Below are 18,299 nucleotides of genomic sequence, written 5' to 3'. Positions count from 1 at the left end.
CAATACCCTCTCTTTTTTTGTCTTATTTTTGCTATACTAAACTGTACTATAATACAGGATGGAAGGAGGAAAATGATGAAAATACTTGTAGTAGATGATGAATCGAGTATTCGTAATTTGATTCGGATGCAGTTAGAGATGGAAGGGTATGAAATATTGACGGCGGCTGATGGGAAAGAAGCTTTAGAGAGATGGAATGAGCAGCCGGATGTACTTATTTTAGATGTGATGCTTCCTGATACGGATGGGTATGAGTTGTTACGTTTATTCAGAGAGAAGGAGCGTGATATTCCGGTTCTTATGCTGACAGCGAAGAGTCAGATGAATGATAAGTTACTTGGTCTTCAGCTTGGAGCTGATGATTATGTGACGAAGCCTTTTAATTATGCGGAGCTTATTCTTCGGGTGAAGAATATGGCGCGGCGCGTGAAGAAGAAGGAGGTTCTTTTAAATCATGAAGTAATTCGCGCAGGTGACTTACTGATTTGTCCTAAAGAAAGAAAGCTTCATGTGAGTGGGCAGGAGATTCAGTTAACGTACCGAGAGTTTAATTTATGTCAGTTGTTTGTTTCGAATCCGCAGCGTGTATTCATGAGAGATGAGCTATTAGAGAAGGTATGGGGTTTTGAGTATATCGGAAATACGAGAGCGGTTGATATTATGGTACAAAGGCTTCGGAAGAAACTAGGGAATAGTGGGGAGTATATTAAGACAATTTATGGTGTGGGATATAAGCTTGATTGCTAAAAGGTGATGATATGTCTTTAAAACGAAATATGGTGTTTGGGATAGTTGGATTGTTGATTCCAATTCTTGTTCTTTTGTATGCGGTGGTTTATATTGCACTGGAGAAGAATGTGTATCATAATGCGGCAGATTCCTTAGAAAAGTTAAGTGTGGAAGCGCAAATTTATACGATGAATTATTTAGAGAAAGAAGCAGAAGTGGAGACGTTAGGTCCTAATTCACTTTTAATTGCTTCGTATTTAGCGAAGCGAATGGATGTCCGGGTGCAGATGATTGGGAAGAATGGAGATGTTGTTGCAGATACACAAAAAGGAGCGTTACTTCATCGGAATATGGACATTGAGAGTTCTTTGAAGGGAAAGAAATCTTATGTTTTCGAGGAGGGAGATCCAGCTCCAATTCTTTTGTTTTCAAGTCCGGTTTATTATGGAAACGATGTCATTGGAAGTATCCGTTTTATAAATGAGTTAACGGATGAGAAGGAAGTTTTAACAAATGTGAGTTGGACGTTTTTAATGACGTCGCTTTGTTTAGTAGCTGCTGGTATTTTCTTTGCGATTCGTTTGGCGAAGTCTCTTCATAAACCAATTGATCAGTTAAGGCAAATGGCATATCGGCTTGCGAATGGAGATTATGAAAGTAAGATTGAGCTGAATGAGTATGTGGAAATTGCGCAGCTTTCAGCGTCCTTTAATGCGATGGCTGATGGGATTGAGCTGCATATTAAGCAGCTGAAGGAAGAGAAAGAGAAACAGAAAGATTTCTTGGACCGCATTACGCATGAGCTGAAAACACCGCTAACAGCGATTATCGGTTATGTAGATTTAATTCCGAAGTTACAATCGAAGGAAGATGTGCAGGAGAGCCTCCGTTATGTGTCTGTAGAAAGTGAGCGTCTATTATCACTTGTAGAGGAATTACTTAAGTCTTCAAAGTACGGGAAGAGTACGTTTGAAGTGTCACCTACAGTCGTGAATATTAAAGAATTGGCAGAAGAAGCGGTTTCGATTGTGAAACTCAGGTTGCAGCAGTTTGAAATTGAAGTAATGAATGAGTTAACAGAAGTACACGTCGTTGCGGATTTTGATAAGACGAAGCAAATTTTCTTGAATGTGCTTGATAATACGATTAAATATAGTGATGCTACGCAAGTTCGTATGAATGTAATTATAAATGAGCAGGAAGCGAAAGTTTTTGTTCATGATGATGGTATTGGTATGGATGAAGGTGTGCTTGCAGAATGGAATGAGTCTCCGGAAGGTAAGGTGCTTCCTTCAAGTTACGGGAATGGCTATGGCTTATACATTTGTCAGGAGATTATGAAGAAGCAAGGCGGAAGTATGCGAATTGAGAGTAGTGAAGAAATGGGAACTACAATATGCATTACATTTTTACTTCCGAGACGGATGGAAGACATAAAAAACTTGAAAGCGGTTAAATGATACATTTATGAAACAATTATGCGGTATTTTCGAAACAACGTTTTTTTATCTTGGAGGTAGGCAGAAATGAAAAGGCTATCATTTCAAATTCTTATGTTTGTCTTTTGTATGATCGTTTCTCTTATTTTGTTTTATGTTATTGAGAAGCAAATATATAATCGAATTACAATTGTGGATGACAAACAAGCCGTTTTACAAAGAGTGAATGAATCTCTTCCTACTGAAGTGAAAGTAAGGCATGAGAAGTGGGGAGAAATTGTTGTAACGGATGAAGTTCGTTTGCATACGATTGTTTCATTCTTTGACCGAATTCGAATAGAACCGAGAGAAGCGAGGAATCAAGAACAAGTATTTACTGGAGAAGTAACGTACTTGAATGGACATAAACGTACTTTTGCAGTAGGTGACTTGTTCCAGTACGAGGCTAATGTATACGGAAAGAATGGCACGGATCCGATGATCTCAGCATTTCAAACGTATTTGTTAAGCCTGTATTATACACCAGAGCGCATTAGTAATTTCTTTGCGGAGGCAAAGGAAGTTGTAGTGAGGCAAGGGGATGTAATACGTACTATAGATCTTACGCAAATATTTGATTCTATTCGATACGCAAAGCAAATTACAGATTACGGAGAAATTCAGAAATTATTACAATCACAGAATGAGCCGATTTCTTATATTACTGCCTATAAAACAGGCAAGCGTGTAAAGAATGAGCGGGAGGATATTCTAACTATTTCTGTGTATCCATCGTACTTTGTTGTGCAATATCTCGGTGATAATAACGGGAATGTCATGTATATGAAGGGCTCCCTAGCAGAATTCCTTGTAAAGGAGAGTGTGTCATGAGAAAGATAGCCTTTTTCTTCTTTTTGCTAGTAATCGGAGGAGCGATGTCTAGTTGCTCTCGAGATACAACCTCTATTAAATATAATAAAAGTGGTCTCCCTATTTTGGATGATCGTCATCTCGTTGCGTATGTAGCAGCCCGCGAGGAAGTTGGTGAAGCTTTGCTTTCGTCATTTTGTAAACAACGCAGGTGTACATATGAATTTATTCGTCTATCGACAGAAGAACTTCTTCGGAGAGTAGAAGAGGAAGCTGGAAATCCGAAGGCGGATATTATTATTGGCGGTACAGTAGATGCGCATCAAATGATGAAGCAAAAGAACCTTTCTATTCCTGTTACGAACCAACATGCGAATCGTATTTCAAAGTCCGTTAAAGATAAAGATGGTTATTGGTACGGTTATGAAGTGGAGAAACTGGCAATTGCGATTAATAAAGAGCGGTGGAATGAAGAAATAGCGCCGCTCGGTCTTCCATATCCATCAAGGTGGCAAGATTTATTAGATCCGGTATATACGGGTAAGATTGCAATGCCTGATCCAAATGTTTCCGGCACAGCATATACTTTGTTTCAATCACTTATTGATACTTTAGGTGAAAGAGAAGCGAAAGAGTATGTTAAGAATCTTGCAAGGCAAGTTGGTGAAGTAACGGTGAATGGTTATATGCCCGCAGAACTGGTTGCGAGCGGTGAATATATGATAGGCATCAATTTTGCGGGAGATCAGAGAATGCTTCAGAAACAAGGCTTTCCTATTTTAAGTAACGAACCTGAGCAAACAGGGTTGTCCGTTAATGCGATTTCGAAACTAAAGCGTGCGCCGAGTGGTATTATTGTGGATTTATTTATTGATTATTGCTTATCAGAAGAAGCGGGTCACATTTTAGAAAAAGTTTCGTTTGGCGTACCAACGATGTTTGCGAAGAATGAGAAAGAAATAGAAGGTCAGCCGGTTAGAAGGACGAACAAAAATATATCAAATAGTGGAATAATCGAGATATGGAATAGACAGCGTCTCTCTCAAAAGTGAGAAAAGGAGACGAGAGTATATGTTTAAATGGCTTAAGCCAGCACCTGCAATTGAGAGATTACCAGCGGATATGATCGACCGTGTATATAAATTACTACGTATTCGTGTGTTAATCGGGATTTCAGTTGGATATGCTGCTTATTATTTAGTTCGTAGTAACTTTAATTTATCTACTACGTATTTAGTAGACGAGTTCGGATTTAGCACGACACAAATCGGTTTATTAGGGGCAGTAATGGCTGTTGTTTATGGACTTAGTAAATTCTTCATGGGGAATTTATCGGATAAGGCATTTGCTCAGCGATTTATTGCAGTAGGTTTATTTTTATCTGGGCTTGTTAATATTTGTTTCGGCTATGCATCTTCCTTTGGGATGATTTTAACTTTACTTGTTCTAAACGGTATTGTACAAGGTATGGGAGCACCACCTTGTAGTATTGTTATGACGAAATGGTTTTCAAAGAAAGAACGTGGTACGAAAACAGGTCTTTGGAATATTTCACATAACGTTGGTGGATTACTTGTTCCACCATTCATTGGAATTGGTGTAGGCATTTTTGGTGAAAGTCATTGGCAAGGTGGCGTATTTATTTTCCCAGCGATGATCGCTATGGTAATTTCAGTTCTAGTATGGATTAATGCGAAGGATACACCAGAATCTGAAGGTCTTCCTCCAATTGATGAGTATCGTAATGACTATGAAAATCTTGAAAAAGCAGATAATGCTAATAAGATGTCGTCAAAAGAAATTTTAATGAAATATGTAGTGAAAAATAAATTTGTTTGGTTCTTATGTATTGCCAATGCATTTGTTTACTTAATTCGCTTCGGTGTTATTAACTGGGTACCAATTTACTTAACAACAGTTAAAGGTTTTACAAAAACAGAAGCGCATGCGGCGTATTCAATATTTGAGGCAGCAGCGATTCCAAGTTCTTTAATTGTTGGATTTTTAAGCGATAAATTATTTAAAGGGAAACGTATGCCATTATGTGTTATGAGTATGGCCGGGGTTGTTGTTGGTACGGTTGTATATTGGCAAGCGACTAGCATACTTGTTGTGAGTATTGCAGTTTCTGTTATCGGTTGTTTAATTTATGTACCACAGTTTTTAATTGGTTTAAGTGCAATGGAATTAGTACCGAAATTTGCAGTAGGTACAACAGTTGGTATGTGTGGTCTGTTCGGTTATGTTGGAGGAAGCTTCGTAGCAAACGCAGCAATTGGTATTATTGTTGATCGTTCTGGCTGGGATGGTTGCTTCATATTACTGTTAGCAGGCGGTATTTTATCAACAGTATTCTTGCTAATCGTTCAAATGGGACATGAGAGAAAAGCTCCTAAAGCGGCGTAATATTTTGTTCGAAAAGCTATCCGATTTTTATATTGGATAGCTTTTATATTTTTATATGGGAAAAACAAACAGTATGTAAAATTGCAGTCTAATGTGTAAATGACTTATTTAATGAACAATGGTTTTTGCTACTTAATATAATTTTTTTAGATTCAATAAACCGAATAGATACATGGTTAGACCGAAAAATCCACCAGCGCAACTCCAAAGCACAACATCAAATAAAGAAATAGAGATTTTCTCTGAACCTAAATATGGAAGAACATAATTCATAAACACAAACATTTGAAAACCCCAAAGTACACCTGCTTTTAAGCCAGCTTTTCTTATTTTTTTCTTATGTTGCAAATACTCTTCTTTGGTTGCACATTCAGTCTCATTTAAACCTTTTTTCTTAAATTTAAAGGTTAAATAATTAGCATAAATCATATTAGATAGAAAAACAAATATAGTTCCTATAGATATTGTGTGGTTCATAGTATCAACAAGTAACATAATAAGCATTACCAACATATTTAACCACCATAAACCAATTCCAGCTACAGCTAATTCTTTATTGATTTCTTGCTTTTGATATTCGTCCCTCTCACTAATTGTTCCAACAAAACTATTATAAACTCTTTCTTTCCATTCAATTTTCATCATTTAATCTCCCTCCCAAAATAGACTGTTTAAATCTGTTTTTAGTGCTTTTGCTAATTCGATACATAAGGCTAAAGAGGGATTATATTTATTGTTTTCAATTAAGTTTATTGTCTGTCTCGCCACGTTAACGTTTTTAGCTAATTCTAGCTGTGATAGACCTTCAGATTTTCGATATTGTTTAACGTTATTCAAATATAAACCTCCCATTAATAGTTGTAGACCTCGTGCACCGAAATGTCATTTATATGTGACATTTTATAATTGAATAAATGAAATGTCAAATATATATGACAAAAATGACAATGGTACAATTAGGAAAATGATTTTAATAGTTTATTTTGGTTAGAAGTTTATTAATAAAGGATGGCTTACATTCAATATAAAGTACTTGAAAATTCAATTTAAAATTAGCTTTTTTCTTTCCTTAAATCTATCTTAAAAGACAATATGTCATATTTCTAATCATTGGAATTTTTGTTACAATATAAATGGATGTGTAAAACTTTGTAAAAAGATTGTAATAATATACAGTTGTTTTTCAGAAAGTTTTATACAATTGTGGTGTTTATTAAACTATTAATTTATAAAAGGAGCGAGAATATGTTACCAAATACGGTTCGTACTCCAAACAAGAAGAAGAAATGGATTATTATCGGAGTTATTGCACTAATTGTTATTGTTGCAGCAGTTAATATTTTTGTTATGCAAGGTAAGAAGAAAGGTACGGCTAATACAGATGCTGTAAGTTTTGAGAAAGTGACAGAGCGTAAGCTTAATAATACGAAGTTAATTTCGGGTCAGGTGAAGCCAGGGAATATTGAAAGTTTCTATGCGGATCCGACTAAAGGAAAAGTGAAAGATATTGCGGTGAAAGAAGGACAAGAGGTAGAAAAGGGAACGAAATTATTCTCTTATGATAATGAAGAAATTAATCTTCAAATGAAGCAAGCTGATCTTGATCAGAAGATGGCTGATATGCGTTACGATCAAGGGAAAAAGAAGATTGATTCATTGAAGAAAGAAATTAAGAAGGTAAAAGATAGTGGGGCTGGGAAAGAAGTGACAGACCCAATGGAAGAGCAAGTAAGTGAGTTAGAAATGGCACAAAAGACAACTGACCTTGAGAAAGAAAAAGGGAAGTTACAAAAAGAAGAGTTAAGTAAAAAACAGAAAGAACTTACGATTTATAGTAATTTTACTGGTGTTGTACAGAAGTTAGATAAGGATGCAGCGCAAAGTTCATCACAAGCGCTAGGTGGTCAAGGGAAAGCATTTTTACAAGTTGCTTCTAAAGACCCGTTCCAAGTTCAAGGGACTTTAACAGAGCTTCAAAAGTCACAAATTCAAAAAGATCAAACGTTCACTGTAACTGCGAAAGCAAATAATAAGAAGAAGTGGACAGGTAAAATTACGGAAGTAAGTGAATTCCCAACGAGTGCAGAGATGGCTCAAGCTGCTGGTGAGGGAACTCAAAATATGTCTCAATATACATATAAAGCAAGTCTTGATAGCCAAGATGGTTTATCTCCAGGTTATCACGTTTCTCTACAAGTAAATTTAGAGAATAAGACGATGATTGCTGTTCCAAGTAAGAGCATTGTAGAAAAAGGCGAAGATGCATTTGTTTTTATCGAAGACAAAGGAAAGCTTCGTAAACAAAATGTGAAAAAAGGTTCTACTGATGGAGATTGGACAGAAATTACTGAAGGCGCAACAGTGGGGCAAAAGGTGGTTAAAAATCCTTCCGACAACGTGTATGACGGAATGGAAGTGAAAGAGAAATGATTACGTTAAATAATATTGCTAAAACATATTATCAAGGAAAATTGGCAGTGCCGATTTTACATGGTATTAGTTTAACAATTCAAAGCGGTGAGTTCGTTTCTATTATGGGACCGTCTGGTTCTGGTAAATCAACGCTTATGAATATTATCGGTTGTTTAGATCGTCCAACAGAAGGTGAATATATGTTGAATGATGTGAATATCTTAACAGCAGACGAGTCAAAACTAGCTTTAATTCGTAATGAATATATCGGCTTTGTGTTCCAGCACTTTAATTTACTGCCGCGTCTTTCCGCAGTGGAAAACGTTGAACTTCCGCTCATCTACGGTGGAGTGAAGAAAGCAGAGCGTCGTCAAAGAGCTCTTGAAGCGCTTGGAAAAGTTGGATTATCAGATAGAGTAGACCATTTACCTAGTGAATTATCAGGTGGACAGAAGCAACGTGTAGCTATCGCAAGATCGATTGCAAATAATCCAACGTTCATTATGGCCGATGAGCCGACAGGTGCGCTTGATACGAAGTCTGGTGCACAAGTTATGGATATTTTCACGAAGCTAAATGCAGAAGGTACGACGATTGTTATGGTTACGCATGAAGAAGAGGTAGCAGCGTATTCTTCCCGCCGCATTGTACTGCGAGATGGGAAAATTACAGAAGATAGAAGGTGTGCAGTATGAGTTTACTAGATAGTATAAAAATTGCCCTATCTTCTATTTTAGCTCATAAACTGCGTTCAGCTCTTACGATGCTCGGTATTATTATCGGCGTTGGCTCAATTATTACTGTCGTTGCAATTGGGCAAGGCGGGGAAGCGATGCTGAAGTCGAAATTCGCAGGTTCTGGTGGTAATAACCTTATGCCAATTCAATTTAAACCAGATATTAATGATGAGTTTGCTATAGGTGGATTTCAAATACCGAAGTTAACTGAAGAGGATATTTTGGAAGTAAAACAAGTGAAAGATGTTTCACACGTTATTACGACAAATTCAACGACAGAGGTGCTTGATGTAAATGATAAAAAAGCAAATCTAAATGTTATTGGTCTTGATAATGAATATTTTGCGGTTAATAAAGTAAAGGTCGTAAAGGGACGTACTTTAAATGAATCCGATATTTCTCATGCAAATAACGTTGTGATGATTAGTACAAAAACAGAAGAGACGTTATTTAAGGACGTAAACCCAGTTGGACAAATTATTGAGATGAAGGGGCAGCCAATGCAAATTATTGGTGTGTATACATCTGATAATGAGTTTATGGGATTTGAAATGGAAGAAGCGTTAATTCCCCTTACTTTATGGCCTGTTTTATACGGAACAGATGAGATTCAAAGTATAGCAATTCAATCTAAAAATGTAGACAATTTAGAATCAGCAGGGAAACAAGCTGTTGATGTATTAAATAGTCGTAAGCCAAGTGAAATTCCAGGTAAATATGAACTGGTGAATTTAAAAGAGTTCCAAGAAAATGTTTCTAAAGTTACTGGTATTATGACGATGATCATCGGTGGTATCGCTGGTATTTCATTAGTCGTTGGTGGTATTGGTGTTATGAATATTATGCTCGTATCTGTAACGGAGCGTACGCGTGAAATTGGAGTACGTAAAGCACTTGGAGCGACGCGTAGTAAAATTTTATTACAGTTTTTAATTGAAGCAGTTATGTTAACGCTTCTAGGTGGTTTAATCGGAATTGGTCTTGGGTATGGCGGGGCATATATCGTTTCCACATTTGCGAAGTGGCCACCGCTCGTTTCATGGGAAGTTGTCGTTGGGGGCGTATTGTTCTCTATGACACTAGGTATTATCTTCGGATTAATTCCAGCGAACAAAGCTGCGAAATTAGATCCAATTGAAGCACTTCGTTATGAATAAGTTGTAGTAGAGGGAGTCTCTACTACACATTACCGTTCTAGTGGGCGGTTCGTAGCCTCTAAATGAGGATGTGAACCGCCCGTTAGAACGGGTTATATAAATAGAAGGAGGCGTTATGATGGAAGCGAATTTGAATACGCAAAAAGTTGGTGGAGAGAAGCCGTCATTATTTGGAATGATTACATCTCCAGGTTTGCAGTTTGAGAGAATGAAAACGAGTAATGCTGTATGGGGTGCGTTTTGGATACTTGTTTTATTAGGAGCAGTTATTGGTGGACTTGCTGCTTATGTAGGCTCCTTAACCCCAGAAGCTATTAAGCTTAATAAGGAGTTAGGTTTTGACGTTCCACCTGCAGTGACGTTTGGTATGGGATTTGGAATTGGTGCTTTAGGTATGGGGATAAGTTTCTTCATTAGTGCAGCGGTGTATAAAGTATTAATGATGTTTATGAGCAATGATACTTCTTATAAGAAATTATTAACAATTAGCGTATATTCAAGCATTATTTCATTACTTGGCGTATTGTTGAATACGGTTTTAGCGTTTGTTTTAGGTGGATCAGGACAAGAAATGTATACTGGATTAGGTCCTATCTTTGCTTCGAGTAGCGGAGTTGTAAAAGGTATTGCAAGCAAATTTGAAGTATTTACAATTTGGGGATTTGTTATAACGTGGTTAGGTCTTCAAATTACAGCAGGTTTAAGTAAAAAGCAGGCAACAACTATTACTATTGTCTTCTTTGTCTTAACTCTTGGGCTGGGTGCCTTACAAGGTATGTTCCAATAATAGCGGCACTTCAAGCTGCTAGAAAGAAATGCTGCGATTATAAAAAATCGCAGCATTATTTTTGTAAGGAGAGATAAATATGCTTAAGAAGTTTTTAGCGAATGTTTTGTTTATGTTAGTCGTAACGTTGTTAGCTGTAGAATATGTGCCGAATAAGAATCCATATGTATTTGTTGGGGTTACAAGCTGTATTTTAGTTACTGGTTTATATGCGATCGATAGATTTTTCAAAAACATAGCTAAAGAGTAATATAGTTTGCCAATATATAAACAAAAGGTTCCTTCTAATGTATAGGAGGAACCTTTTTTATTTTTACCCCTATTTCAAATACCCCTATTAGAATTTCAAATACTGCCTAGTGTAATTTCAAATTACGGCAGCAGTATTTGAAATTACCCACAATGAAATTTCCTTTCTCATTTTATATTGTAGAGGTACCGCGGAATACTGAAGAGGTATACCTTTTAGAAACGGGCACTGTGTGAAGCCAGCGACTTTTGCAGATACGGTTGTTTTGTATGAAGGTATGATTGTAAATCAAATAAAGAGGTTAAATATTTACCAAGATTATGAAGAGTATTATCAATGTGGTTTAATTGGTCTTTGGCATGCTTATGAAAGGTATGAGGAGGAGAAAGGTAGTTTCCCTGCTTATGCTGTCGTAACAGTACGTGGTTATATATTGGAGAGGTTGAAGAAAGAATGCGTAGTGCAAGAGCGCTATGTATGCACGGACGAGTATGAGGAACGATTTGAGTGTGAAGATGCGGGAACGAGGGCGAAGGCGAAGGAATTTATGAGTGTGTTAGATGAGAGGGAGAAGCATATCATTTCAGAGCGATTTTTTACAGGGAAAAATATGGGAGAGATAGCTTCTGAAATGGGGATGACGTACTATCAAGTGAGATGGGTATATCGACAAGCACTTGAGAAAATGAGAGATAGTGTAAGGGGATAAGAATAATAAGTAGAATGGAAGGCAAAGGAAATATTGCGTTCCATTCTATTTACATTAAGGCAGAAAATGTGGCAAGAGGTTTTTTGAGTGTAGTGAATCTTTCATGTTCATTCGGGATAATACATGTCCAGATTTGAAAAATTGTTGCTGTAACTTATGAGAACCTATTTGTATTGTTATGGTAGTTCCGTTAAAAAAATGAATGTTAGCTTTGTTAGTTTTTTTTGGAAACTCTATCTCATCTATATGGTTATAGAACAACCAAATGCAGCTTGGAGAAGAAGGAGATTCTGTTGGGAAAACGCAAATATATTCTTTGTGATTAATCGGAATTGGAACATTTTGTTTGAGCTTAAAGTTTATTTGGACTGCATGACGTCTACCTTGATAAGTAGAATGGACATGTGTTAGACAAGATTTCTTTATGAGTTGGATAGCTGTTTGGCAAGAGTACAGAGGGTTTCCGCTACTGTCGATAATTTTTGTCTGGTAATAAGGGTGTTTGCAAGGTTCGAGCATCATTGTAGAACTAGAAATAAAAATATCATTCTCATTATCCATGATTCTAAAATCCTCCCTTATAAAAATTGTTATTCTGAATATAATTATATACGAATTATATAAAGTTATTATTAATCTTTTGTTTCGTATTGTAAATTTTTACGGTTCGTTTACAATCAATAGATGATAGTCTTTCTAATTTGCATCGCTTGTACATATATATGAAAATAGAAAAGAGTAGGCGGTGATATAGCATGAAGAAAAAGTATATTATTATGGCTCTAGCTGTTGTTCTCTTAGTTTATTTAGCAAACAGTAATCCGGGTAAGGGAGAATATACGGATTGGGCAGCAAAACAATTTATGAAGCGTAATGATGTGAGTAAGAAGCTAGAAGAGGTTGAGAAAGAAAACAAAGAGGGTATACTTGGCGATCTAGCATCGGCGGGAAAGAAATTAGCAAATAAGTATGTTGAACCACAAGTTGGATTATTAATTGAGCATTATACAAAGCGAAATGATTATATTTTCTTCTCAACATATACGACAGAGTTTGATTTAGGCGGAGAGAATTATAAGTATGTTTGTGTTGGCTTTTCAAACATTTTTATTCCAATTGAAATGCCGAAGAAAAAAGACGAATCTGCAAAATAATGCAGATTCGTCTTTTTGATTTACGGAGTGATCTGAACTTCAGATACGTTTTTTTCTATGAGGCGAGCCCCTTTTTTACGAGTATTTTCACTAATTGATGAAAATACAGATGAAGCAAGAATGGTATCCATTACTTGATTTACGACTAGTTCATTTACTGGTGTGATGGGATTTTCGATAGAAAAGGCAACTATTTTTCCATCTTCTTTCACGAAAACTAACTCTAGTACCTGCATGCTTTATTCCCTCCTTTTTAATTATAGATTAGAAAGATCTGACGTGCTTACAAGTTGTACAGCGTGAAGTGATGATTGTTGTAGTGAAGCAAGAGCACGTGCTACTTCATGTACTTTTCCTAAATCTGCATTTGTTTTCACACGTTTGAATTGTTTGTTCTTAAAAACTGTTTTACCGTTTTTGTCTAATCCTCCGTTTAATACAAGGCGTAAAGTTAAATCCATTATGATTGTTTCAACTGCCATGTTTATCACCCCCTTTCACTTTATAAATAGGGTGTAAATGTCATGTTTTGGCGTGAAATTTTTTCTTTTTTTTGTTACTCTTAAAAGACTAAGAGAGGAGTTTTCGGGAGAATGAATCGTAAATGGTTATTTTGGATTCCTGTATTACTATGGATGGGGATTATTTTCTATTCTTCAGCACAGCCATATAAAAAACAGGATATGCGCTCGGATATTGAGCAATATATAAATGTTGAGTTTGTGAAAGAGCATTTTTCATGGGTATCTATCGATTATGGGGGAGGTACACCTGTTAGTATCGCAAATAAAGGTGTAGGTGGATTTGTTGAGTTTTTCCTTCGTAAAGGTGCTCATTTTATGGTGTTCTTTATGCTCGGTTCATTGACGTATTATGCTTTTCATCGATCGGGTTCTTCGAGAAAAAGGTGCTTTGCATACGCCCTCCTTTTCGTTGCGGGGTATGCAACATTTGATGAAATTCATCAATGGTTTACAGGAGACCGTACACCGATGTGGCAAGATTCATTGCTTGATACGTGCGGCGGGTTAACAGGAATTATAATAAGCAATTGGTTTTGGCATAGAAAAAGGAGCTAATCTCAGTTAGAGATTTGCTCCTTTTTCATTTATCCCGCTATTTGTGGGAATAGAAATATCCACCTTATCCCGCATTAACTGCCCGTAAAAGCCCGATTGGTGAAGGCTAATAATCAGTGGGGGATGAACAAAACCCCACTGATTAAAGTTTCACTTTATACGCCAAGTAATTCTTTTAGTTCGTCGGTTGATAGTTCGGTCATCCAACTATCGCTTGTAATGACGGCGTTGTTTAATGATTGTTTTCGTTCTAACATTTCATCAATCTTCTCTTCAAGTGTTCCCGTTGTAATAAGCTTATGAACGTGAACGAAGCGCTTTTGACCGATGCGATAAGCACGGTCTGTTGCTTGGTTTTCTACAGCTGGATTCCACCAACGGTCATAGTGAATGACATGGTTGGCGGCAGTTAAGTTTAATCCTGTTCCGCCGGCCTTTAACGATAAGATGAAGATGTCATACGTTCCGTTTTGGAACTGCTCAATCATCTTGTCACGCTCTTTCTTCGGTACGCTCCCGTTTAAGAAGAGGACGCGCTGACCGAATGTTTCTTCTAACATACTTTTTAGCATGTTCCCCATGCCAATGTACTGAGTGAAGATTAAGCAACTTTCATTTTGGTCTTTTATATTTTCGATGAGCTCCATTACCGTTTTTGTTTTCATAGAGCGCTCGACGATATTTTGTGGTTCTTCTTCTTTCAAATAAAGGGCTGGGTGATTACAAATTTGTTTTAGCTTGTTCAGCATAAGTAATATAAATCCGCGTCTTTCAATTCCGCTTAACCCTTCTACATTTTGTAATGTATCTTGAACAAGTTGTTCATATAAGGAAGCTTGTTCGCCAGTTAGTGGACAATAAGCTTTCTGTTCTTGTTTATCTGGTAAGTTTAATGCGACCGTTTGATCTTTCTTCGTACGACGCAGTAAAAACGGCGAGATAAATCGCTGAACTTGCTGGATTTTTCCTTCATCGCGGTCCTTTTCAATCGGTGTGACGAAGCGGCGCTGAAATTGTCCTAAGCTTCCGAGATACCCATGATTGATAAAGTCGAAAATAGACCAAAGCTCAGCAAGTCGGTTTTCCATCGGTGTACCGGTTAAAGCAATTTTGTGATTTGCTTGTAGGTTTCTTACTGCTTTCGACTGTTTCGTATGTGGGTTTTTTATATTTTGTGCTTCGTCTAAAATAACAGCGTCCCAGCATAACGTACTAAGTTCTTCTTCATCAAGCTGAGCTAATGCATAAGAAGTTAATATAACATCTGCTGATTGAAGAAAATCTTTAAATGACTCATCCTTAGATCGGTTACTTCCATAGTGTAACTGAACACGTAAGCTTGGTGCGAAACGCTCAAATTCTTTTTGCCAATTTCCAAGGACTGATGTTGGTGCCACAATTAATGCAGGACCTGTTTGGAGATTGTTTTCTTTAGCGTATAGTAAGTAAGTTATCGTTTGAATACTTTTTCCGAGCCCCATATCATCGGCTAATAATGCTCCAAATCCAAGCTTTCGTAAGTATAGCAACCACTCAACACCGTGTTGTTGATACGGGCGGAGTGTTGCTTGTAGCGAAGATGGTACATCTACTTTTGGAATATCTCCAATGTGCAGAAGTTTTTGGAAAAGCTCTTCGTAATATCCATCTAGCTCGATTTCAATATCGGTAAACGGACTATCGTCTTCTACAATTTCTGTTTCTGCTGTATTAGATAAATGTTGCTGCAACACATCTTTCATTTCAAGTCCATATTTATCGGCACGGTGCATTAGTTTTTTTACTTCTTCAATAAAGGCAGGATCAAGTCTCATCCATTGACCATTTAAATTGAAAAGACGTTTGTTTTGTTCAACGAGTTCGAAAAATTCGCTTTCTGATAAATCAATTCCGTCCGTTGAAATGCGCCAGTCGAAATTAACGAGCGTATTCATGCCGAAGAAAGACTGTGTTTGTGCTGTACTTTGCTTCAGCTGTACACGCAACCTCGGTTTTGTTGCTTTTAAATTTTGCCACCATGATGGTAGTAAAATTGTAATACCTGCTGCCAGTAATTCATTACTTGCTTCGGTTAAGAAGTTCCAAGCTTCCGTTTCAAAGAGTTCTTCTCGGAACTTGTCGTCCTCTTTTAGCCACGGTACGAGCTTACTGAATCCTTCTTGTGTTTCAAGGATACGTTCTTCGTAATCGTGCCATCGTTTTGGCAAGGAATCGATACTTTCATATACATATATGCGATGCGCACCACGTTTTGGTGTAACGATTGTTTCAAGCTTCCACATTTCAAGTTCTTCTTGCGGTTCTTGTAGTCTTAAGCCGACTGTAAATGGAAGATCATCTTCAATGTAACCAATTTTTCGAAGCCAATCTTCTTCATGTAGTGCTGCTTCCAATTGCCTTTTCGTAAAGTCGTAATGTTCATATAGTCTCTTTGCATCTTCCCATCCGTCATTTGAGCGAGCATCTTGCAAAATACTTTCGTTCACAGCGGCAGAGAAAAGAGATGCTAACATGTCATCTTCAATTGAGGTATTCTGAACTTTCCAAGATGGCTGCTGAGACCAATGCTTCATGTCAGGTGCGAAGCTGCCGCTGACGAAAGCGTCCCATAATTCACTTGCGTCCTTTGTAAGTGCCGTAATAGGACCGTTCATTTGCATATTTGCAAATGAATTCATCGGTTTATTTGCGATGTATTCAAATGCCTGGGCATTCGTTAACATAACGCCTTGTTTTCCCTCATACGTTGCTTCTTTTAAAAACGTTCCGTAGAAAGAAGTAGAGTGCCATGCGAATGCATTTTTTTTCCAAGTTGCTACGGATAAGAGAGTACCGCTATCATCTTCTCCCCAAAGGAACCAACCTTGACTAACGTGCTGGAGCCTAATTGTTACTTCAGTTTGTATGATCATCGATTAATTTTCCTCTCCGTAATTCCTCTTGTAGTGCACGCAGACGTGAATGTAAGTTAGCGATATGAATAATGAAAGCATCCCATTCATCGGTTCGCTTCAGTCGTTTATAAAGCATACGTAATTTCTTTAAGTAACGAACGGCACGTTTATATGATTTGCGATTTCGCTCTTCAATTGCTTCCATTGCGGCATGGTGATAAAGAGGAAGTGCTGCTTCGGGCGCTTCTTTTTCAATATCTTTCAATGGTTCTTTCAAAAGTTCGATTACTTCGAATCCATATAAGAGCTGAAGTTCCGTCCATGCATGGTATTGTTTCTTCGCAAGTACATATTGTTCATAATTTGTGAAACTATACGGTAATAGTTCTTGTAAAATCATTTCTAATCCCGCTTGTTCATTCGTATGTGTTGCATATGTCTCATACATCATCACAAATAATCGAACGATATCTTGTATGAAGACGGTATTTTCTTGTTCCGTTATCGTTTCTTTTACTTGTTTATAAGTAAAGGAAAGCCAATCTTTCCCGCGGTCCCACTCCATCGCACTTAATAACTCTTCTAACCAATAGAAGTAAAGGCTCACAACAGAAGAAGGCTGTTTTTCCAGTAATTCCATTGCCGATACATCTTCACCGTTTAAAAAGAGCAGGTGAGAAGATGCTAATGCTTTGGAAAGTGGATTGATTTTAGTATCGATTCGTTTTTTTTCTTCTTGTAGCTGCTCTTCTGTTCTTAACAGTTCACCCCATACGTGACGATAAATGAAGAATCGCTCTTGTGTATAGGCATCGGTAGAGAAGAATGCTTCATGTATGAGCCGCGCTGTTTCTTCTAAAATCGGTTTGGATTCTTCTGGAATCGCCTCTGTTTTTAGGTCCCTAACGGTAGATTCAACTTTATCAACGAATAGGCGAACGACGTTAACTGGTTGGTGATAAGAATATAGTTTGTTTGCTTCAAATTCTTGAATTTCTTCTAATAATTTTTGAAAGCAATAAAGTGCCGCGTGCAACTTAAATAATTCATGAATAGCAACGATGCGCGGAGCTTTCCGTTCTAATTTTGTATAGAAGTCTGTAAAAAGACTCATAAGAAAATACATTTGTTTATAAGTGAGCCGCGCTTGTTCTTTTTTAAATGATTCATATTCATTTTCAAAGTATGTTTGCCAACTTTTATAATCCATTTCTTCAAAAGCTGATGATTGCAATACTTGTCGTGCAGTTCGAATAGGAGGAAGAGAAGGTTTTGTATTATTTTTGAATAAAGTTAATACATCTCCTACTTGCCCAAAACTAGAAGCTGCAGATAGTAACACAGCAAGCATATGCTGACATTGCGTTGGCGCGAAGCAATCGCAATAGCTTTCAGTGACATTACGAATCGGGATGTGAACGCTATATACACTACCTTCAGCATTTACAGTTCCGGATAGCGTATAGCCATCAAAGTCAACGTTATAGACAACACCACTACGATATAGTTGCCGAGCTGTAGCGACATGCTCTTGATCAGCAACTTGCTGTGGATCAAGCCCTTGAACGAACTCATTCGCAATCATCATAATTTCATCTTTCGTAATTGAGTCTTGCAGCATAATATTCCTCCGTACACAGATTTCTTTCCTTTACCATTATAAACAAAAAATGCTCAAAACAGAAAAAATGAAATTT

The 18,299-nt window shown here is 37.2% G+C and carries 20 protein-coding genes; 13 read left to right on the top strand and 7 right to left on the bottom strand.

The window, feature by feature from the left end:
- Positions 1–75 precede the first annotated feature (75 nt).
- From JFU23_RS14365 to pgtP, 5 genes are all read left to right on the top strand, one after another.
- Positions 76–747: a response regulator transcription factor gene (locus JFU23_RS14365; protein ID WP_201032150.1), complete on the top strand. Its 672-nt coding sequence runs from the start codon at positions 76–78 to the stop codon at positions 745–747.
- A gap of 11 nt (positions 748–758) precedes the next feature.
- A complete protein-coding gene (locus tag JFU23_RS14360; RefSeq protein ID WP_201032149.1) occupies positions 759–2,189 on the top strand; it encodes a HAMP domain-containing sensor histidine kinase in 1,431 nt (476 codons plus the stop codon).
- 66 nt (positions 2,190–2,255) lie between these two features.
- Positions 2,256–3,038 (top strand): DUF3919 family protein, encoded by a 783-nt coding sequence (locus tag JFU23_RS14355; RefSeq protein WP_201032148.1) that lies wholly within the window; start codon positions 2,256–2,258, stop codon positions 3,036–3,038.
- The gene (locus JFU23_RS14350; protein WP_201032147.1) at positions 3,035–4,069 is read left to right on the top strand and encodes an ABC transporter substrate-binding protein; all 1,035 of its coding nucleotides are present in this window, start codon (positions 3,035–3,037) and stop codon (positions 4,067–4,069) included. The genes JFU23_RS14355 and JFU23_RS14350 overlap by 4 nt, the downstream gene beginning before the upstream one ends.
- Positions 4,070–4,088: 19 nt before the next feature.
- Complete coding sequence (pgtP, locus tag JFU23_RS14345; RefSeq protein ID WP_098776030.1) at positions 4,089–5,423, top strand: MFS transporter; 1,335 nt, start codon at positions 4,089–4,091, stop codon at positions 5,421–5,423.
- 132 nt (positions 5,424–5,555) lie between these two features.
- Here pgtP and JFU23_RS14340 read toward each other — a convergent pair whose 3' ends face one another.
- On the bottom strand, positions 5,556–6,068 hold the full coding sequence (locus JFU23_RS14340; RefSeq protein ID WP_098776031.1) for a DUF3278 domain-containing protein: 513 nt from the start codon (positions 6,066–6,068) through the stop codon (positions 5,556–5,558).
- Positions 6,069–6,260, bottom strand: coding sequence for a helix-turn-helix transcriptional regulator (locus tag JFU23_RS14335; protein ID WP_098762733.1), 192 nt, complete (start codon positions 6,258–6,260; stop codon positions 6,069–6,071).
- A gap of 408 nt (positions 6,261–6,668) precedes the next feature.
- Here JFU23_RS14335 and JFU23_RS14330 point away from each other — a divergent pair, with 408 nt between their 5' ends.
- From JFU23_RS14330 to JFU23_RS14305, 6 genes are all read left to right on the top strand, one after another.
- Entirely contained in the window at positions 6,669–7,853 is a 1,185-nt protein-coding gene (locus tag JFU23_RS14330) for an efflux RND transporter periplasmic adaptor subunit (RefSeq protein ID WP_201032146.1), read from the top strand.
- Positions 7,850–8,530 carry an ABC transporter ATP-binding protein gene (locus tag JFU23_RS14325; protein WP_002089682.1) on the top strand — a complete coding sequence of 227 codons (681 nt, stop codon included), beginning with the start codon at positions 7,850–7,852 and terminating at the stop codon, positions 8,528–8,530. The genes JFU23_RS14330 and JFU23_RS14325 overlap by 4 nt, the downstream gene beginning before the upstream one ends.
- Complete coding sequence (locus JFU23_RS14320) at positions 8,527–9,729, top strand: ABC transporter permease (protein WP_098776033.1); 1,203 nt, start codon at positions 8,527–8,529, stop codon at positions 9,727–9,729. The genes JFU23_RS14325 and JFU23_RS14320 overlap by 4 nt, the downstream gene beginning before the upstream one ends.
- A gap of 118 nt (positions 9,730–9,847) precedes the next feature.
- On the top strand, positions 9,848–10,516 hold the full coding sequence (yknW, locus tag JFU23_RS14315) for a YknW family membrane protein (RefSeq protein WP_016102275.1): 669 nt from the start codon (positions 9,848–9,850) through the stop codon (positions 10,514–10,516).
- Positions 10,517–10,595: 79 nt separating this feature from the next.
- Entirely contained in the window at positions 10,596–10,766 is a 171-nt protein-coding gene (locus tag JFU23_RS14310) for a hypothetical protein (protein ID WP_201032145.1), read from the top strand.
- A 232-nt stretch (positions 10,767–10,998) separates the two neighbouring features.
- Positions 10,999–11,475 carry a sigma-70 family RNA polymerase sigma factor gene (locus JFU23_RS14305; protein ID WP_137058233.1) on the top strand — a complete coding sequence of 159 codons (477 nt, stop codon included), beginning with the start codon at positions 10,999–11,001 and terminating at the stop codon, positions 11,473–11,475.
- A gap of 54 nt (positions 11,476–11,529) precedes the next feature.
- Here the strand turns inward: JFU23_RS14305 and JFU23_RS14300 are convergent, their stop codons facing one another.
- The gene (locus JFU23_RS14300) at positions 11,530–12,036 is read right to left on the bottom strand and encodes a competence protein ComK (RefSeq protein ID WP_201032144.1); all 507 of its coding nucleotides are present in this window, start codon (positions 12,034–12,036) and stop codon (positions 11,530–11,532) included.
- A 194-nt stretch (positions 12,037–12,230) separates the two neighbouring features.
- Between JFU23_RS14300 and JFU23_RS14295 the strand changes: the two genes are divergently transcribed.
- Positions 12,231–12,629: a DUF4359 domain-containing protein gene (locus JFU23_RS14295; protein WP_002034805.1), complete on the top strand. Its 399-nt coding sequence runs from the start codon at positions 12,231–12,233 to the stop codon at positions 12,627–12,629.
- 20 nt (positions 12,630–12,649) lie between these two features.
- Here JFU23_RS14295 and JFU23_RS14290 read toward each other — a convergent pair whose 3' ends face one another.
- Positions 12,650–12,865 carry a DUF2922 domain-containing protein gene (locus JFU23_RS14290; protein ID WP_201032143.1) on the bottom strand — a complete coding sequence of 72 codons (216 nt, stop codon included), beginning with the start codon at positions 12,863–12,865 and terminating at the stop codon, positions 12,650–12,652.
- 21 nt (positions 12,866–12,886) lie between these two features.
- Positions 12,887–13,111 carry a DUF1659 domain-containing protein gene (locus JFU23_RS14285; protein WP_002089672.1) on the bottom strand — a complete coding sequence of 75 codons (225 nt, stop codon included), beginning with the start codon at positions 13,109–13,111 and terminating at the stop codon, positions 12,887–12,889.
- 111 nt (positions 13,112–13,222) lie between these two features.
- Here JFU23_RS14285 and JFU23_RS14280 point away from each other — a divergent pair, with 111 nt between their 5' ends.
- Positions 13,223–13,708, top strand: a complete 486-nt coding sequence (locus tag JFU23_RS14280; RefSeq protein ID WP_201032142.1) for a VanZ family protein — start codon at positions 13,223–13,225, stop codon at positions 13,706–13,708.
- A gap of 155 nt (positions 13,709–13,863) precedes the next feature.
- Here the strand turns inward: JFU23_RS14280 and JFU23_RS14275 are convergent, their stop codons facing one another.
- Together JFU23_RS14275 and JFU23_RS14270 are read right to left on the bottom strand one after the other, a co-directional pair.
- Positions 13,864–16,620 (bottom strand): DEAD/DEAH box helicase, encoded by a 2,757-nt coding sequence (locus tag JFU23_RS14275; RefSeq protein WP_002129993.1) that lies wholly within the window; start codon positions 16,618–16,620, stop codon positions 13,864–13,866.
- A complete protein-coding gene (locus JFU23_RS14270; protein ID WP_002016258.1) occupies positions 16,604–18,223 on the bottom strand; it encodes an SWIM zinc finger family protein in 1,620 nt (539 codons plus the stop codon). Before JFU23_RS14270 ends, JFU23_RS14275 begins: the two co-directional genes overlap by 17 nt.
- Positions 18,224–18,299 lie beyond the last annotated feature (76 nt).

The organism is Bacillus sp. TH50, assembly GCF_016650565.1.
Classification (GTDB): Bacteria; Bacillota; Bacilli; order Bacillales; family Bacillaceae_G; genus Bacillus_A; species Bacillus_A mycoides.
This window is presented reverse-complemented; position numbering and strand designations above follow the sequence as displayed.

Coding starts and splice junctions, on each gene's coding strand:
- JFU23_RS14330 (WP_201032146.1), top strand. CDS start 6,669: ATGTTACCAAATACGGTTCGTACTCCAAACAAGAAGAAGAAATGGATT.
- JFU23_RS14340 (WP_098776031.1), bottom strand. CDS start 6,068: ATGATGAAAATTGAATGGAAAGAAAGAGTTTATAATAGTTTTGTTGGA.
- JFU23_RS14360 (WP_201032149.1), top strand. CDS start 759: ATGTCTTTAAAACGAAATATGGTGTTTGGGATAGTTGGATTGTTGATT.
- JFU23_RS14350 (WP_201032147.1), top strand. CDS start 3,035: ATGAGAAAGATAGCCTTTTTCTTCTTTTTGCTAGTAATCGGAGGAGCG.
- JFU23_RS14300 (WP_201032144.1), bottom strand. CDS start 12,036: ATGGATAATGAGAATGATATTTTTATTTCTAGTTCTACAATGATGCTC.
- JFU23_RS14325 (WP_002089682.1), top strand. CDS start 7,850: ATGATTACGTTAAATAATATTGCTAAAACATATTATCAAGGAAAATTG.
- JFU23_RS14320 (WP_098776033.1), top strand. CDS start 8,527: ATGAGTTTACTAGATAGTATAAAAATTGCCCTATCTTCTATTTTAGCT.
- JFU23_RS14275 (WP_002129993.1), bottom strand. CDS start 16,620: ATGATCATACAAACTGAAGTAACAATTAGGCTCCAGCACGTTAGTCAA.
- JFU23_RS14270 (WP_002016258.1), bottom strand. CDS start 18,223: ATGCTGCAAGACTCAATTACGAAAGATGAAATTATGATGATTGCGAAT.
- JFU23_RS14310 (WP_201032145.1), top strand. CDS start 10,596: ATGCTTAAGAAGTTTTTAGCGAATGTTTTGTTTATGTTAGTCGTAACG.
- yknW (WP_016102275.1), top strand. CDS start 9,848: ATGGAAGCGAATTTGAATACGCAAAAAGTTGGTGGAGAGAAGCCGTCA.
- JFU23_RS14285 (WP_002089672.1), bottom strand. CDS start 13,111: ATGGCAGTTGAAACAATCATAATGGATTTAACTTTACGCCTTGTATTA.
- pgtP (WP_098776030.1), top strand. CDS start 4,089: ATGTTTAAATGGCTTAAGCCAGCACCTGCAATTGAGAGATTACCAGCG.
- JFU23_RS14295 (WP_002034805.1), top strand. CDS start 12,231: ATGAAGAAAAAGTATATTATTATGGCTCTAGCTGTTGTTCTCTTAGTT.
- JFU23_RS14355 (WP_201032148.1), top strand. CDS start 2,256: ATGAAAAGGCTATCATTTCAAATTCTTATGTTTGTCTTTTGTATGATC.
- JFU23_RS14290 (WP_201032143.1), bottom strand. CDS start 12,865: ATGCAGGTACTAGAGTTAGTTTTCGTGAAAGAAGATGGAAAAATAGTT.
- JFU23_RS14365 (WP_201032150.1), top strand. CDS start 76: ATGAAAATACTTGTAGTAGATGATGAATCGAGTATTCGTAATTTGATT.
- JFU23_RS14280 (WP_201032142.1), top strand. CDS start 13,223: ATGAATCGTAAATGGTTATTTTGGATTCCTGTATTACTATGGATGGGG.